The sequence below is a fragment of the Mycobacteriales bacterium genome, from assembly GCA_035504215.1.
GTDB lineage: Bacteria > Actinomycetota > Actinomycetes > JAFAQI01 > JAFAQI01 > DATAUK01.
Genome location: DATJSI010000002.1, coordinates 18231 through 34051, shown reverse-complemented (window position 1 = coordinate 34051; position 15821 = coordinate 18231). Strand labels below are relative to the sequence as shown.

Here is a 15821-nt window from a genome sequence, read left to right as displayed (position 1 = left end):
TCCCCACCGCTCTAGGGTTGGCAACTGTTGTGCTTGCTCATCGCCTGAATCCCAAAGTCTCCGTGAGCATCGTCTTCGTCATGGCGATGTTCATGGCGATCATGGACATCACGATCGTCAACGTCGCCCTTCCGACGCTGGCGCGTGACTTCTCGGTCAACCCGGCGAACATCGACAGTGTCGTCGTCGGCTTCCTGGTCAGCCTCGCGGTGTTCATCCCCGCTTCGGGCTGGCTCGGTGACCGCTACGGGATGAAGCGGATCTTCCTGCTCGCACTCGCGATCTTCACCATCGCCTCCGCGCTCTGCGGGCTGTCCCAGAGCCTCGGCGAGCTGGTCGTGTTCCGGATCCTCCAGGGTGTCGGCGGCGGCATGCTCACCCCCGTCGGGATGGCCATGCTGTTCCGGACCTTCCCACCCGCCGAGCGGGTGCGGGCGTCACGGATCCTCGTCGTGCCCACCGCGTTCGCGCCGGCCCTCGGCCCGGTGCTCGGCGGCCTGCTGGTCACGGACGTGTCATGGCGGTGGGTCTTCTACGTCAACGTGCCGATCGGGCTGATCGCGTTCGTCTTCGGTCTGCTGTTCCTGCACGAGCACAGCGAGCCCGACGCGGGGCGGTTCGACGTCGGCGGCTTCGTCCTCGCCGGCGCGGGGCTCGCCTCGCTGATGTACGCGCTGTCCGAGGGTCCCGACCATGGCTGGGGATCGCCGCTGATCCTCGGCCTCGGCGCGGTCGGCGTGGTTCTGCTCGCCGCGCTCATCCGCTACGAGCTGCGGGTCAGCCAGCCGATGATCGATCTGCGGTTGGTGGGCAACCATCTGTTCCGTACGTCGACCGGGGTCATGTTCATCATGACCGCGGGTTTTCTCGGCAGCCTGTACCTCGTCGCACTGTTCTTCCAGGACGGTCTCGGCCTGTCCGCGCTCGGCTCCGGGCTCAGCACCTTCCCCGAAGCGCTCGGCGTCATGGCCGGCGCGCAGGTGGCGACCCGGCTCTACGCGAACTACGGACCGCGGCGGGTCATGGCCGGTGGCCTCACCGCGCTCGCGGTCGTGATCTCGTGCCTGACGCTCGTCGGCTTCTCGACCAACCTCTGGGTGATCCGGCTGGTGATGTTCGGCGTGGGTGTCGCGGCGTCCCATATCTTCGTGCCGTCGCAGGCCGCCGCCTTCGCCACCATCCCGCCGGCGGCGACCGGCCGGGCGTCGATGCTGTTCAACACCTCTCGCCAGCTGGGCGGTGCGCTCGGCGTCGCCCTGCTCACCACGGTCATCTCGACCGTCGGCGTCACGCACCTGGTAGGCGGGCATCCCGCGCCGAACCTGGCCGCGTTCCACTGGGCATTCGGTATCGCCGGAGTGATCGCGTTGCTTGCCGTGCCGCTCGCCTGGCAGATCAACGACCAGGACGCCGAGGCGACGATGAAGCCGCGGCGTCGCCCGGCCGCCGAGAGCACGGACGACGAGCTGGTCGCCGTACCCGGCTGATCCGACCGGTGAGCGGCTCTGCCGGCCGGTCAGCGACCCAGGCCCTTACGGCTGCGGTCGGTGAAGGACGGCGGCCCGGCGAACACCTGGGCGAGCGACATCCACTCCACGGCCGCCTCCCCTGTCATCCGGAGCGCGAGGTCGTCGGCCAGCCGGCGCTGGGTGACGAGCAGGCAGAAGTCCAGCGCCGGGCCCTCGATCCGGTCCGTGGCGCTCGGGTCGCCGCTGGTCCAGGGCTGCCCGCTCGGAAGCGTCAGCGCGACATGCACCGGGGTGTCGGGGGCGGTCCGGCCGTGGATCTCGTAGGAGAAGCCGCGGGTGAGGACGCCGAGATACGCGACGTGGCGGATCCGGTCGGTGGGTGGACGGTGCACGCCGAGCGCGTCGGCGACGTCCTGGCCGTGCGCCCAGGTTTCCATCAGTCGCGCGGTGGCGAACGACATCGGTGACATGGACGGGCCGTACCAGGGGGCTCGCGTCGACGGGTCGGCCGCTTCGAGCGTGTCGATCAGCAGCCGGCGCTCCTCCCGCCAGGCGAACAGCAGCGACTCTCCGAGGCGGCGGATCTGGCGCAGGTGATCGGCCATGAACCGCTGGGGATCGGCCAGTACGGCGTCGCGGTCGCGAGCGAAGGCCTCCGGGTTGTCCAGCGCGCGCCGGCCCTGCCGGTCGAAGAACCACAGGTGCCCGATCGTGTCGCCGACCGACCAGCCGACCGCGGGAGTTGGGGTCGCGGGCGCGTCGGGTCCGCCCGAGGCCACGACGTGGTCGAGGTCGTCGGACTCCGCCTTCAAATCGGCCAGCAGGGTGCGCAGATCACCGGCCACGGGCGGACGGTAGCAGGCGATAGGGCACGATCACCGGCGTGGCGGTGGTGACGAACGACGATGTGACGCTCTGGTGGGCCGCCGAGGGCGAAGGCGATCCTCCGCTGCTGCTGATCCAGGGACTCGGCTACACCGCGGACCTGTGGTTCCGCGTGCTCCCCGGGCTGTCCCGGGAGCGGCGCACGATCCGCTTCGACAACCGCGGCGTCGGTCGCAGCAGCGTGCCGCCCACGCCCTGGTCGATCGAGGAGATGGCAGCCGACGCCGCGAACGTCCTCGACGCGGCAGGGGTGCCCCGAGCGCATGTCTTCGGGGTCTCGCTCGGCGGGCTGGTCGCACAGGAGCTCACGCTGCGCCACCCGGAGCGGGTCGCTTCCCTCGTGCTCGGGTGCACGCATCCCGGTGGTAGCGAGGCGGTGCCCATGGACCCGGCAGCCGCGACCATGTTGATGGACCGGACGTCGAAGTCGGCCCGTGAGGCGGCCGAGGCCTCCGTGCCCTTCCTGTACGCCGAGGAGACTTCGCGCGACGAGATCGACGCCGACCTCACGGCTCGGCTGCGCTTTGCGTTGCGAGCCACGTCGTACTGGGGACAGCTGGACGCGATGCGGCAGTACGCCGGGACGCTGCCGCGGCTGCCCCAGATCACGGCCCGCACCTTGGTTCTGCACGGCACCGCCGACCGGCTCGTACAGCCGGCGAATGCAGAGCTGCTCGCTGCGGCCATTCCCGGGGCGCGGCTGGAGTGGCTGACGGGCGCCGGCCACCTGTTCTGGACCGACCGCACCGATCAGGCCATCGAGCTGATCAACGACTTCCTGTCAGGCGGTGACGGCCGCTAGCAGGTCCGGCAGCGACGGGTTGGTCATGACATTCCCGTTCGGGAGGCGGAGCGTGGGAACGGTCGCATTGCCGTGGTTGACCGAAAGGACGAACTGCTCGGCTTCCGGGTCGTGCTCGATGTTGACCTCGTCGAAGTCGACCCCGGCCCGCTCGAGACCACGCTTGAGCCGGACGCAGTAGCCGCACCACGTCGTGGTGTACATCGTGAGCCGCTCGTTCACCGATCGATCTCCTTGGTCGCTCCAGGTCTCCTTCCCTTCAACGCGCGGGTATGCACACCCCTTCCCGGCCGGAGGGTGAACTGTCCGCGGCGGCTGCGAGGATGGCCGGGTGCTGGCGGACCCGATCGACCTCGTGCTCGACGGCCTCGACGCGGAGCAGCGCGCGGCGGTCGAGGCGCCTCGCGGGCCGTTGTGCATTCTTGCCGGCGCGGGCACCGGCAAGACGAGGGCGATCACGCACCGGATCGCCTATCAGAGCCTGCGCGGGCTGGTCGCGCCGCAGCACGTGCTGGCGGTGACCTTCACGACCCGTGCCGCCGGCGAGCTGCGGGCCCGGCTGCGCGGCCTCGGAGTCGAAGGCGTGCAGGCCCGAACCTTCCACTCGGCGGCGCTGCGCCAGCTGCAGTACTTCTGGCCGCGGATCTCGGCCGGCCCGTTGCCCACCCTGGTCGAGAGCAAGCTCGCGACGATCCGGGCGGCGGCAGCGAGCTGCCGGCTGTCGGTGCCGGTTCCGGTGCAGCGCGACCTCGCCTCGGAGGTCGAGTGGGCGAAGGCCGCGCTGGTCGAGCCGGCCGACTACGCCGACGCGGCGCGGGCGGCCAACCGGCTGCCGCCGCTGGACGTGGAGGTCGTCGGGCAGGTCTTCGCGGCGTACGAACAGGTCAACACCGACCGCGGCCAGCTCGACTTCGAGGATCTGCTGCTGCTGACGGCAGGTGCGATCGAGGCCCATCCGACGATCGCCGCCGAGGTGCGCGACCGCTACCGGCACTTCACGGTGGACGAGTACCAGGACGTGAGCCCGCTGCAGCAGCGGCTGCTCGATGCGTGGCTCGGTGACCGGGTCGACGTGTGCGTGGTCGGCGACCCGAACCAGACGATCTACTCGTTCACCGGGGCGTCGCCGTCGTACCTCACGGGGTTCAGCGCGCGGTTCGAGGGCGCAACCGTCGTCCGGCTGGTCCGGGACTACCGGTCGACCAACCAGGTCGTGGCGCTGGCGAACCGGGTGATGCGCGGCGCGCGGCTGCAGGCGCAGGCCGGAGACGGCCCCGAGCCGAGCTTCGACTCCCACGACAGCGAGCCGGCGGAGGCGGCGGACGTTGCGCGGCGGATCGCCGGCCTGCGCCGCGGCGGTGTGCCGCTGGCCGAGATGGCGGTCTTGTTCCGGGTCAACGCGCAGTCCGAGATCTATGAGTCGGCGCTCACCGACGCAGGCATTCCGTACGTCGTGCGAGGCGGCCAGCGCTTCTTCGACCGGCCGGAGGTCCGGGAGGCGGTCGTGTTGCTCCGCGGGGCCTCACGTTCGGAGGCCGATCACGAGCTGCCGACGCTCGTGGCGACCGTCACGGATGTCCTGTCCTCGGCCGGGCTCAGCGACGACCCACCTGCCGCCGCCGGGGCGGCTCGTGACCGGTGGGAGTCGCTGCGGGCGATCGTCGGGCTGGCCGAGGAGCTCTCCGCCGCGGCACCGGGCGCCGGGCTGGCCGAGTTCGTCGCCGAGCTGGCCGCGCGGGCCGATGCCCAGCACGCCCCCGCGGTGGAAGGCGTCACGCTCGCGTCGCTGCACGCCGCCAAGGGTCTGGAGTGGGACGCGGTCTTCCTGGTCGGTCTCGTCGACGGGACGGTGCCGATCACCCACGCGACGACTCCCGACCAGGTCGAGGAGGAGCGCCGGCTGCTCTACGTCGGCATCACCCGGGCGCGCCGGCATCTCGGGCTGTCCTGGGCGCTGGCCCGGGCGGAGGGCGGCCGCCGGTCCCGCAAGCCGTCCCGGTTCCTCGACGGGATCCGCCCGGTCGTGCTGCTGCCGGATCGTGACCGAGCGCCGAAGGCGAAGCGCCAGCTCTCCGATGACCCAGTGGTCCAACGCCTGCGGGAGTGGCGGCTGGTCCGCTCGAGAGACGACGGCGTTCCGGCCTATGTCGTGTTCGACAACAAGACGATCGAAGAGATCGCCGCGCGGGCACCGGCCGACCGCGGCGAGCTGGCCGCCGTACCGGGTGTGGGCCCGAAGAAGCTCGACCAGTACGCCGACGAGGTGCTCGGGCTGCTCAACGGCGCCGGCCGGTAATCTCACCGCCCGTGGCCGCAGATCCGAGCGAGCTGCTCACGATCCTTGATCTCGAGCCGCTCGAGGTGAACATCTTCCGCGGCCGCTCGCCGGACGAGAACGTCCAGCGGGTCTTCGGCGGCCAGGTCGCCGCCCAGGCGTTGGTGGCGGCCGGCCGCACCGTTCCGGCCGATCGGTTCGTTCACTCGCTGCACGCCTATTTCCTGCGGCCGGGCGACCCCTCGATACCGATCGTCTACGAGGTGGACCGGATCAGGGACGGCCGCTCCTTCACGACCCGCCGGGTCGTCGCGGTCCAGCACGGCGAGGCGATCTTCCACCTCTCGGCGTCCTTCCAGGTCCACGAGGACGGGGTCGAGCACCAGGAGCCGATGCCCGAGGCGCCTGATCCCGAGTCGCTGCCGACGATGGAGGAGCGGCGGATCGAGGCGGGCATCGCGCCCTCACCTCGCTGGGAGCGGCAGTTCCCGATCGAGCTGCGCTACGTCGATGAACCGCCGTGGCTGGCCGGCAGCGTCGCGGCTCGCAAGAACCGCCAGCAGGTGTGGGTCCGCGCCAATGGCGAACTGCCGGACGACCCGCTGGTGCACGTCTGCGCGGCCACCTATGCGAGTGACCTCACGCTGCTCGACTCCGTGCTGCTGGCGAACGGGCTGACCTGGGACGACAACCGCAAGATCATGGTCGCGAGCCTTGACCATGCCATGTGGTTCCACCGGCCGTTCCGGGCCGATGACTGGCTGCTTTACGACCAGCAGTCGCCCTCGGCGTCGGGAGCGCGCGGCCTCGCGGCCGGGCGCCTGTTCACCCGGGACGGCCGGCACGTCGTCTCGGTTGTGCAGGAGGGTTTGCTCCGTGTTCGGTCAATTGAAATGAACTCGTGACCACGAACGGCCGATAAATGGATTGCATGACCAGGTGTGACGCTTTAAGGTCACGACTGCACGACATCCGTCATGCCCTGAGATCGGGTTTGAGTCGCAGAGGAGGTGGCCCGCGGTGGTGACCAGTATCAGCATCCCGCCGACGACCGCTGCTGCGGCGCTGCCGTGCCCGCGCATCGAAGCGTGGGACGCGAAGGTCCAGGGGACCCGTATGTCCTTCGTGGCACGGCTCCGGACCGTCGACGGCGTGCAGGGCGCGACGAACGGCGCCACGGGTGATTCGGCCTTCTGGGATCCGGTCTGATTGCAACTCAACCGGCAGACCAGAGGCCGCGGAACCCGTATAGGTTCCGCGGCCTTTCTGTTTCTTCAGGCAAGGAATCAAGTGACGACAACGACGACAGCCAACAGAACCGAACAGACCAACAACGAGGAGGTGGTACCGATGTCCGACGCATTCGACTGCGAGCTGCCCTGTCATCTCGTGGATCCCGATCTGTTCTTTGCCGAGTCTCCGGCCGACGTCGAGCGGGCTAAGGCGCTCTGCCTTGACTGCCCCGTACGTCGGTCCTGCCTGGCAGATGCACTGGATCGGCGCGAGCCGTGGGGTGTCTGGGGCGGCGAGCTGATCGTGTCCGGCGTGATCGTGGCGCGCAAGCGGCCGCGTGGACGCCCCCGCAAGCACGACGTGGTCGCGGCATGACCGTTGCGATCGCTCACAACTACTCGAGGAGTAACGAAATGTTGCAGCAACTGATGGTGGAAGCCATGGCCCGCGACCGAATGCGGGTCAGTGACGAGCGCGTACGCCGGGCGTACGTGCGACAGCTGGCGGTGGTCCGCCGCCGGCAGCGCCGGGTGGAGGCCGCGCGTCGGCACCTGGTGACCCTCTCGGCCCTCTGAGATGGCCGGGCCCGAACCGCCCCGCGAACCGAACTCGGTTCGCGGGGCGGTTCTCGTCTACCCATGCCAAACCCCCTTTTCGTGAAGCCGCGGCAGCGCCGCACGGCGCCGCGGCTCCGCCGCGCCGTGCTCGCTAGCCTCGGGCAGGTGACCGCGGCCGGATCGCTGGAGACGATGCGCGACCTCGCCGTCGACGTGCTCTGCGACGACTCGCTCGCCCACGTGGTCGATCTCGTTGCGTATGTCGACGGCGACTCGATCGTCACCGCCAATGCCTCCGGTGCCTCGCGGTTGTCGCGCGCCGACCTCGAGGCGCCGGCCGAGGTGATCCGCGGCCGGGACCCGGTCGCCACGCAGGACCCGCTCGCGTTCTCGACGCTCGCCGACGAGCTGGCCGATCCTTCGCCGCCGAACGAGCGCAACTCCTACCCGTGGGCCGCCGAGCGGCTCACGTCGCTGTTTGCGGCCCCTGCGGCGCCGGACCTTGCGGTCGTCCACACCGGGCGGCACTACTTTCCGGACCGCCGCGGCCACCGGGGCGAGCACGGTTCGCTGTCGGTGGTCCAGTCACGCGCGCCGCTGATCCTGTCTGGGCCCGATGTCATCGGCCGGGGCACGATCCCCGTCGCTGCGCGAGTGATCGACGTCGCCCCGACGCTGGCATGGCTGTCCGGCGTATCGCTCGCCACGCTCGGCGACATGGACGGTCAGGCGCTGGTCGACCTGCTGGTCCCTCGGCCGGACTCGAAGGTGGTCGGGTTGCTGTGGGACGGATGCAACGCCAACTCGCTGTATGCGCTGGCGGCATCGGGGGAGCTGCCTTCGGTGGCGCGACTGCTGAGCAACGGGTGCGCTCTCTCCGGCGGTGCGATTGCGGAGTTCCCGAGCGTCACCCTGGTGAACCACACCTGCGCGCTCACCGGCGTCGGCCCGGGCCGGCACGGCATTGTCAACAACGAGTACTTCGACCGGGCTGCGGGGCTGCAGCGGCTGACCAACGAGCCGCGGACCTGGCATCGCTGGGCGGAGTGGCTCTCGCCCGGCGTTCGCACGGTGTTCGAGCGGATCGACGCCCTGACTGCGTGTGTCAACGAGCCGGCGGACGCCGGTGCGTCGTACTCGACCTTCGATCTCGTCCGCGCGTCCGGTGACGACAACGGGGTGTCACCGAACGACTCGCGGTTGCCGTCCGCCCGCGACGACGCGCACGCCAGCCAGGAGTACGTCGGGTCCGACGGCGACTACGCGTGGTCGTCGTCGGTGGATGCCATCGGGCTCACCCAGATGCTCGATCTGTGGCCGTCCGCGAGCGAGGCGCCGCGGCTTACCTGGTGGAACACGCTGCTGACCGACACGGGTCATCATGCCGGCGGCCCGCACACGCCGATCGCGCACGCCTCGATGCGGGATGCCGACCGCCGGCTCGGTGTCTTCCTCGACCACCTCGAGCGGATCGGCGCACTCGAATCGACGACGTTCGTGCTGACCGCGGACCATGGGAGCGAGGGAGCTGACCCCGACTGCCGCGGCGACTGGGACGTGCCGCTGCGCGCGGCGGGGGTGCAGTTCCGCGACGAGGCCTTCGGCTTCATCTACCTCGGGGTCTGAGGGCCTCGGATGGAGTACGGTCGCGCGGACCCGCTGCCCATCACGTGCAACTCATTACAGGCAAGGAGCCTTCGTGGCGCGATTCGTCTATTGGATGAATGTCTCTCTCGACCTGTTCATCGAACGCTCGCCGTCTGCTGATTTCTCGGGCGACTGGCTGAGCATCGACGAAGGGCTGCACCGGGAGTTCAACGAGCGCGCAAGGCGATTGTCGATGATGGTCGAAGGGCGGCTCATGTATGACCAGATGAACCCGTTCTGGCCCGACGCCCGCCACGACCGGACGCTTCCCGACTACCTGCGGGAGTTCGGCGAGATCTGGACCGCCATGCCCAAGGTGCTCGTCTCTCGCACGCGCGCGACGGCGTCTCACAACACGACGGTTTTCGGTGGCGGCGATGCCCTCGATCGCCTCGCGGAGCTCCGGCGAACCGAAACCGGCGACATCGGAGTCGGCGGTGCCACGCTTGCCACCGCGCTGCTGCGGCGGGGCCTGCTCGATGAGTTGCTGCTGTTCTCCCATCCCGTGGTGCTGGGCACCGGTCGCCCGCTGTTCGACGAGCTCGACGAGCCACTACCGCTCGATCTGCTCGAGGAGAAGTCATTCGCGAGTGGCGTGAGCATGCACCGATACGCGGTGCGCACCCGCCCGGACGACTGAGTGACAGCGTTGACTGCCACGCTTACGGCAGGCCACGCGCTGACCCCGATCGGCCTCTCGGTACTCGACTCGTCACTTGCGCAGCGTGTACGCGTCGATCTGTGGCGGACCTTCAGCGGTGGCGGCGGTCGGGTGGCCGGACGCGACGATCACGGTGTTGCCGGCGACTGCCAGCGGCGCGTTCGTCGAGGTCGGTAGGTGCCGGGCGTAGACGACCTTGCCGGTACGACGACTCAGCGCGAGCAGCTTCCCGTCGTAGAGCGTCGTGAACATGAGGTTGTTCGACACCGTTGCTGCACCCACCGGCACCTGCTTCACCTTGGTGGTCCACTCCACCTTGCCGCTTGCGAGGTTGATCGCCACCAAGTCGCCCGACGTCGCGCCGGCGACCTTGGTGGGAACGGCCTGCGCCATGCTCGTGTACGTGAGCGGGATGTTGAGGGTCGCGACATACGCGCTGCCACCCGCGACGGCAAGGTCGGTCAGCACGCCGCCCAGCGAGCCGGGCGCGATCGTGTACGGCGTCTTGATCGTGATCTTGCGCTCGAGGGCGAGCAGCGAGTCGTTGACCGTTCCGTTCTGCTCACCGACCGGCGTCTTCCAGATCAGCGCTCCGGTGCCGGCATTGATCTCGTAGACACTGCCCATCTTGCCCGAGGCGATGATGACCGACTGACCGTTGACGGTCGTTGCGATCGGTGACGTCTGCAGGTCGTAGTCCTTGAAGTCGTTCGGAATCGCCTGGTAGTACCAGCGCAGCTTCCCGGTCGCGGCGTCGAGCCGAACATCGCTGTCGGTGTAGAGCAGCTTCGCCGGGTTCGCGATCGCCTCTGCCACGGTCTGATACGGGTTGCCGATCCCGTAGGTGACCGATCCGTCGGGGCTGACGAGCGGGGTCTCCCAAGCGCCGCCGGCGCCTAGCCCGAGCGCGCGTACGCCCTGCGCCGGGCCGGTGAGAGTGTTGAACTTCCACACCAGCTTGCCGGTCGACGCGTTCAGCGCCATCAACACGCCGCCCCCCGAGCCGGTGCCGTACTGGCTGGCGAGATAGACGCGACCGTCCGCCACCTGCGGCTGGATGCCGAACGTGCCCTGACCGCTGTTGAGCAGACCCGCGTTGACCCAGTCCGCTCGGCCGGTCGAGGCGTCCAGGGCGAACGCGGCTGTCGGCGTCAGGCCGTACACCTTGCCGTCCGACACGGCGACGCCGTTCGGTCCGGGGCCGCTCTTCTCGGGTTGGTTGCACCGGTACTCCCACAACGGCCGTCCGGTTGTGAGCGAGAGCGCGTAGACGTCCGAGGAGAGATCCTGGATGTAGACGACCCCACCTTGCACGATCGGGTTCGCGGCCAGTGCGCCGGACTGCTTCACGTTGGTCGCCGCCTTGCCGGTCAGCGTGAACGACCACGCGGGCACGAGCGAGGAGACGTTCGCCGACGTAATCGTGGAGCCCGGTGCAACCCGAGTGTTCGCGAGGTCGGCGTTCGGGTACGGCCAGGACCCGGCCGGTGTCTCGGCGTGCCCGGGCGATCCGGTCGAGCTCGACGGGGGGGTGACGACGGTGCACGCCGCCGCGGCCGGACCGGTGGCCGGGCTGCTGCCGCTGCTGCATCCTGCCGCCAGCATCGCCCCGGTGAGCAGCACGAGTACGCCGATCGTTGCCTGGCCGGTCGGGTTTCTCGTCATCGCAGGTGCCTCCTCGGGGGTCGTGCGGCCGAGCCGTTCCGTCCCCCCTTGCGCCGTCCTGCGTCCCATGGGCCAGGCCGGGAAGCAAAGCCTTCAGCGCTCACCTAAACTGATATCACACTGATATCGCCTCTCGCACGGGTGCCTCCGTATCGGCGGTTGTTCTGCGGCCATCCCGCATTGTGTCTCGAACTGTGGGAAGGGACCCGAGGACAAGTGCGGTCCTCCGGAGGTGTCCTGTGCGTCGTATGCGACTACTCGCGCTGGTGATTGCGGTGCCGACGATCGCCGCGCTCGCGATTCCGGCCATTGGCGCGACCGAGCATCCGGCGGAGAGGGCTCGCTCGGCGCCGGCCGCGCAGGCACCGGGCAAGACCGCCGTCTTCACACCCGCCGACAAGCAGGGCTTCGGCACGGCGTACGGCACGGCGAGCAAGGTCTGGTTCACCCTGCGCGCGGGCACCCTGTCCGACACGTACTACCCGAACCTCAGCACGCCGAGTGTCCGCTCGCTCCAGCTGGTGGTCACGGACGGCAGCCACTTCACCGATGTCGAGAACAGCGCGACGCATCATCGGATCCGGCTGCTGGACCGGCGCAGCCTCACCTATCAGCAGGTGGATACGGCCAAGTCCGGTGACTACCGGATCACGAAGACGTACGTGAGCGACCCCAAGCGCGCCACGGTGCTCGTGCGAGTGCACTTCACCTCGCTCACCGATCATCCCTACAAGGTGTACGTCGTGTACGAGCCTGCGCTGGGCAACGACGGCATGCACGACGCGGCGCGGACGGTTGGATCCTCGCTGGTGGCAAAGGCTTCCGGGGTGGCCAGCGCGATCCGCACGGCGCCGTCGCTGCGGGCGACGGACAACGGCTTCCTCGGCACGGCGAGCAGCGGACTGACGCAGCTCAAACGCCACCACTTGTTGACGAGTCACTTCGGCAGCGCGGGAAAGGGCGACGTCGTGCAGACGGCGCGCACCGCGCTCACCGGACGGCCAGGACATCGGTCCATGACGTTGGCGCTCGGCTTCGGCGCGTCCACTAGGTCTGCCCGGGCCACCGCAGGCGTCTCGCTGCGCAAGGGTTTCGGGTCGGCCAGAGCCGGATACGAAGCCGGCTGGCACCGGTTCCTGTCCTCGTTGAAGCCGGCGCCGGCCAGCGTGTCGTCGTACCGGACCCTGTATGACGTCTCGCTGATGGTGCTTGCTGCCGGCGAGGACAAGACCCATCGCGGCGCCTTCATCGCCTCGCCCACGATGCCGTGGGAGTGGGGTACGCCCAAGGGCACGGCGCCGAACCCGTCCGGGCCTTATCACCTCGTCTGGGCGCGCGACCTCTACCAGATCGCCACTGCGCTGCTGCTCGCCGGCGACCGCGGCGCGGCGCAACGGGCCGAACACTTCCTCTTCCATACCCAGCAGAAGGCCGACGGCCAGTTCCCGCAGAACTCGACGGTGACGGGGAAGCCGTTCTGGACCGGCCATCAGCTCGATGAGTGGTCGTTCCCGATCGTGTTGGCCTGGGAGCTCGGCGATCACGGTGCGGCCACCTGGGCGAAGGTCAAGAAAGCCGCCGACCAGATCGTGAAGGCCGGTCCGACCACTCAGCAGGAGCGGTGGGAGAACCAGAGCGGCTACAGCCCCGCCACGCTGGCCGCGGAGGTGGCCGGGCTGGTGTGCGCCGCTAGCATCGCGAAGGCCAACGGCCACGCCGGTGCCTCGGCCCACTACCTCGCGGTCGCGGACAAGTGGCGGTCACACATCGAGTCATGGACCGTCACCACGAACGGCCCGCTGTCGAAGCAGCCGTACTTCCTGCGCCTGACGAAGAACGGCAAGCCGAATACCGGCGTGAAGTATGCGATCGGCGACTCGGGGCCGAAGGCGGTCGACCAGCGCAAGGTTGTCGACCCATCGTTCCTCGAGCTGGTGCGGCTCGGGGTCCTGCCGTACAACGATCCGGACGTGCTGAGCACCCTTCCGGTCGTGGACCGCCAGCTCGAGGTGCAGACTCCGGAGGGCCCGATGTGGCATCGCTACAGCTACGACGGGTACGGCGAGACGCGCACCGGCAAACCCTGGGTGATTCAAGGCACCGGTACCCCGAAGACCTACGGCCGGCTGTGGCCACTGCTCTCCGGTGAGCGTGGCGAGTACGCGATCGCGGCCGGGCAGTCGGCAGCGCCGTACCTCAAGGCGATGGCCGGCGCGGCCGGTCAGGGGTACCTGCTGCCCGAGCAGGTGTGGGACGGCCGGCCGCCCACCGGCACCGACGGCCGACGGCTCGGAACGCCGACGATGTCGGCGATGCCGTTGCTGTGGACGCACGCGCAGTTCATCCGGCTGGCGTGGGACATGCAGGCCGGTCGGATTCTCGAGCAGCCGTCGGTCGTTGCTTGCCGCTATCTGAAGACGGACTGCACTCCTCAGTGACGTGATGCAAGGACCAACGCATCGATGGCGACGCGGTCGCCGTCCGGTGTCGTGACCGGCCGATGGACGCGTTCCGCCTTGTCGATCACCAGCTGCCCACCGATGTCGGCGACGATGTCCTCCGGGTCGAACAGGACGTCGGGATCCTGCGGGCCGCCGACGCCGGCGGTCAGGTTCGTGCTGTCGTGCCCCACGACGAGCAGCACGCCGTCGCGGGCGACGAGCTCGGCCGCAGATCCAATCACCAGGCTGCGGACCTCGGCCGAAAGATGCAGGTAGGAGATCACGACTGCGTCATAGCTGCCTGCCGGTAGTGGGTCGGTGGCGACGTCGACGACGGCGAAGTCGGTCCGCTCGCTGACGCCGGCCTGCTCCGCGAGCCGGCGGGCGCGGTCGATCGCGGTGGCCGAGAAGTCGATGCCGACTACCGACCAACCACGGGACGCCAGCCAGATCGCGTTGCGTCCCTCACCGCAGGCGACATCGAGCGCGTGCCCGGACGGTCGGTCGGCGAGCTCCGCGGCCACGAACCGGTTCGGCTCGGCTCCCCACACCAGATCGATCTCGGCGTACCGGGCGTTCCATTCGTCCGCGTTCACCGAACCTCCGTCCGACTACTCGGCGCCGTCCGGGCGGCGGCAACGCATCCCAGGTTCGCAGATCCGGTGGCCGCCGGTGAGTGGCGACGTCGTCAGCGGCCGAGGACCACCCCGCCGTTCGGCGAAAGAACCTGGCCGGTCATCCAGCCGCCGTCCGGGCCGAGCAACCAGGAGATCAGCGACGCGATCTCCTCGGGAAACCCCTCTCGACCGGTCAGTGTCTGGCCGGCTCGCTCGCGCCGGGACTCGTCGGTGAGTCGGCCGGCCCAGAACTCGGTGTCCGGGACGAAGCCGGGAGCGACGACGTTCGCCGTGCCTCCGTGGCGACCGAGATCTCGGGCGAGATCGAACATCCACGCGTGCAGCGCCGCTTTCATCGCGCCGTATGGACCGCCACCACTGCCGCGCAACGCCGCCACCGACGACAGCAGGACCACCCGGCCGCCCCCTTGCTCCAAGTCGTCTCGCAGTGCTTCGACCAGAAGCACGGCGCTGAGCACGTTCGAGTCGAACGCGACCTGCCAGTCGCGCCGCACATCGTCTAACTGACGCTCGTCGCCGTCCGACGACGGCGAAATGCCACCCGCCGCGGCCACGACACCTTTGCAACCGAGCCGGATGTCCTCGATCTTTGCCGCGACCAGCGCCGCGCCCGACTCGGTCGCGACGTCGGCTGCGAGGGTGTCGACCTGATCGCCGAGGTCATCGGCGATCAGCCGCAACGGCTCCTCTCGCCGGCCAACCGCGAGGATCGGCCAGCCATCCCTTGCGAGCCGCTCGACGGTCGCCCGCCCGATTCCTGATCCACCCCCGCTGACGACGATGACACCACCGGTATCGCTCACGCGCGGAATCTACCCCTGAATGCACCCGAGGAAGCTCGCAATTGCGGCGCCGGTGACGTCGCTGTCGTAGCAGATCGGCAGGTGCCCACACTGCGGTACGACGTCCGCCTCCGCGTGGGCAAGCGCTTGAACCGCGAGCTCGGCGGAGTCGTCCGACGTCCCATCGTGGTCCTCTGCGATGAAGCCGTCGACCGATACCACCGTGTGCATGACCACTGTGCTCATTCACCGACACCCGCCTGTCGCATTCTGATCTCGAGCAGCTTCTTGATCAGCGGTCGAGGGAGCGGCTCGTCGATCGGGAAGTGCAGCGAACCGGTGGTCTGCTCGTACTCGCGGGTCTCATCCGCGAGCTCACGAAAGACGGAGCCGCTGTGCGGCAGGTAGCTGAGATGGTTCTTGAAGGCCGCGAAGCCGGCGACGGTCTTCCCGTTCACCTTGAACGCCGGGCAACCGTACGAGATGGTCTGCTCGGCATCCGGGATCACCTCGAGGATGCGCGTGCGCACCTCATCGAGCGTCGACCGCTTCGGCTCCTCGACTCCGGCCAGGTAAGCATCGATCTCTGCCGCTGACATCGAACCTCCTCAACAACCGCGTCCTCGCCCACCGTAGGTGGGCAGCCGTGACACGGATCGCCTGGCCTACCGCCTAAGGCGGGTCGCGGACTCGCCGATGAGGGCGGGGTGACCTCTGCCGTCGTGTCGTTGCCGGCTCGATCGGCGCGATCGCGCTCATGTTCTTG

At 69.1% G+C, this 15821-nt stretch carries 17 protein-coding genes; 10 read left to right on the top strand and 7 right to left on the bottom strand.

What is annotated here, in order from left to right; all coding sequences use genetic code 11:
* Window positions 1-62: 62 nt before the first annotated feature.
* Window positions 63-1487 carry an MDR family MFS transporter gene (locus VME70_00265; protein HTW18627.1) on the top strand — a complete coding sequence of 475 codons (1425 nt, stop codon included), beginning with the start codon at window positions 63-65 and terminating at the stop codon, window positions 1485-1487.
* 29 nt (window positions 1488-1516) lie between these two features.
* On the opposite strand, the gene VME70_00260 is transcribed toward VME70_00265, so the two are convergent.
* Window positions 1517-2314, bottom strand: coding sequence for a TIGR03084 family metal-binding protein (locus VME70_00260; protein HTW18626.1), 798 nt, complete (start codon window positions 2312-2314; stop codon window positions 1517-1519).
* Between the two features lie 38 nt (window positions 2315-2352).
* Between VME70_00260 and VME70_00255 the strand changes: the two genes are divergently transcribed.
* Window positions 2353-3156 (top strand): alpha/beta fold hydrolase, encoded by an 804-nt coding sequence (locus VME70_00255; GenBank protein ID HTW18625.1) that lies wholly within the window; start codon window positions 2353-2355, stop codon window positions 3154-3156.
* Here VME70_00255 and VME70_00250 read toward each other — a convergent pair.
* Window positions 3136-3378 carry a mycoredoxin gene (locus tag VME70_00250; protein ID HTW18624.1) on the bottom strand — a complete coding sequence of 81 codons (243 nt, stop codon included), beginning with the start codon at window positions 3376-3378 and terminating at the stop codon, window positions 3136-3138. The genes VME70_00255 and VME70_00250 overlap by 21 nt on opposite strands.
* A 109-nt stretch (window positions 3379-3487) precedes the next feature.
* On the opposite strand from VME70_00250, the gene VME70_00245 reads away from it, so the two are divergent.
* The 7 genes from VME70_00245 (at window position 3488) to VME70_00215 (ending at window position 9508) form a co-directional block, all read left to right on the top strand.
* Window positions 3488-5452 (top strand): ATP-dependent DNA helicase UvrD2, encoded by a 1965-nt coding sequence (locus VME70_00245; GenBank protein ID HTW18623.1) that lies wholly within the window; start codon window positions 3488-3490, stop codon window positions 5450-5452.
* An 11-nt stretch (window positions 5453-5463) separates the two neighbouring features.
* Window positions 5464-6336, top strand: coding sequence for an acyl-CoA thioesterase II (gene tesB / locus VME70_00240; protein ID HTW18622.1), 873 nt, complete (start codon window positions 5464-5466; stop codon window positions 6334-6336).
* A gap of 115 nt (window positions 6337-6451) precedes the next feature.
* The gene (locus VME70_00235) at window positions 6452-6640 is read left to right on the top strand and encodes a hypothetical protein (protein ID HTW18621.1); all 189 of its coding nucleotides are present in this window, start codon (window positions 6452-6454) and stop codon (window positions 6638-6640) included.
* A 141-nt stretch (window positions 6641-6781) separates the two neighbouring features.
* Complete coding sequence (locus VME70_00230) at window positions 6782-7039, top strand: WhiB family transcriptional regulator (GenBank protein ID HTW18620.1); 258 nt, start codon at window positions 6782-6784, stop codon at window positions 7037-7039.
* A gap of 38 nt (window positions 7040-7077) precedes the next feature.
* The gene (locus VME70_00225; protein ID HTW18619.1) at window positions 7078-7239 is read left to right on the top strand and encodes a hypothetical protein; all 162 of its coding nucleotides are present in this window, start codon (window positions 7078-7080) and stop codon (window positions 7237-7239) included.
* Window positions 7240-7386: 147 nt separating this feature from the next.
* Window positions 7387-8847 carry an alkaline phosphatase family protein gene (locus VME70_00220; GenBank protein ID HTW18618.1) on the top strand — a complete coding sequence of 487 codons (1461 nt, stop codon included), beginning with the start codon at window positions 7387-7389 and terminating at the stop codon, window positions 8845-8847.
* A gap of 73 nt (window positions 8848-8920) precedes the next feature.
* On the top strand, window positions 8921-9508 hold the full coding sequence (locus VME70_00215) for a dihydrofolate reductase family protein (GenBank protein HTW18617.1): 588 nt from the start codon (window positions 8921-8923) through the stop codon (window positions 9506-9508).
* 72 nt (window positions 9509-9580) lie between these two features.
* Here VME70_00215 and VME70_00210 read toward each other — a convergent pair whose 3' ends face one another.
* Window positions 9581-11194: a PQQ-binding-like beta-propeller repeat protein gene (locus tag VME70_00210; protein ID HTW18616.1), complete on the bottom strand. Its 1614-nt coding sequence runs from the start codon at window positions 11192-11194 to the stop codon at window positions 9581-9583.
* Between the two features lie 248 nt (window positions 11195-11442).
* Here VME70_00210 and VME70_00205 point away from each other — a divergent pair, with 248 nt between their 5' ends.
* A complete protein-coding gene (locus VME70_00205; GenBank protein ID HTW18615.1) occupies window positions 11443-13632 on the top strand; it encodes a glycoside hydrolase family 15 protein in 2190 nt (729 codons plus the stop codon).
* Here the strand turns inward: VME70_00205 and VME70_00200 are convergent.
* The 4 genes from VME70_00200 to VME70_00185 form a co-directional block, all read right to left on the bottom strand.
* Window positions 13626-14231 carry a class I SAM-dependent methyltransferase gene (locus VME70_00200; GenBank protein ID HTW18614.1) on the bottom strand — a complete coding sequence of 202 codons (606 nt, stop codon included), beginning with the start codon at window positions 14229-14231 and terminating at the stop codon, window positions 13626-13628. The two genes, VME70_00205 and VME70_00200, sit on opposite strands and share 7 nt — an antisense overlap.
* Before the next feature lie 92 nt (window positions 14232-14323).
* Window positions 14324-15076, bottom strand: coding sequence for an SDR family oxidoreductase (locus VME70_00195; GenBank protein ID HTW18613.1), 753 nt, complete (start codon window positions 15074-15076; stop codon window positions 14324-14326).
* Between the two features lie 9 nt (window positions 15077-15085).
* Entirely contained in the window at window positions 15086-15301 is a 216-nt protein-coding gene (locus VME70_00190) for a hypothetical protein (GenBank protein ID HTW18612.1), read from the bottom strand.
* Entirely contained in the window at window positions 15298-15654 is a 357-nt protein-coding gene (locus tag VME70_00185; GenBank protein ID HTW18611.1) for a DUF1801 domain-containing protein, read from the bottom strand. Before VME70_00185 ends, VME70_00190 begins: the two co-directional genes overlap by 4 nt.
* Window positions 15655-15821: the final 167 nt, after the last annotated feature.

What these genes read in the sequence shown, in the direction of transcription:
- VME70_00230 (HTW18620.1), top strand. Translation starts at nt 6,782, where the DNA reads ATGTCCGACGCATTCGACTGCGAGCTGCCCTGTCATCTCGTGGATCCC.
- VME70_00210 (HTW18616.1), bottom strand. Translation starts at nt 11,194, where the DNA reads ATGACGAGAAACCCGACCGGCCAGGCAACGATCGGCGTACTCGTGCTG.
- VME70_00205 (HTW18615.1), top strand. Translation starts at nt 11,443, where the DNA reads ATGCGACTACTCGCGCTGGTGATTGCGGTGCCGACGATCGCCGCGCTC.
- VME70_00190 (HTW18612.1), bottom strand. Translation starts at nt 15,301, where the DNA reads ATGAGCACAGTGGTCATGCACACGGTGGTATCGGTCGACGGCTTCATC.
- VME70_00185 (HTW18611.1), bottom strand. Translation starts at nt 15,654, where the DNA reads ATGTCAGCGGCAGAGATCGATGCTTACCTGGCCGGAGTCGAGGAGCCG.
- VME70_00225 (HTW18619.1), top strand. Translation starts at nt 7,078, where the DNA reads ATGTTGCAGCAACTGATGGTGGAAGCCATGGCCCGCGACCGAATGCGG.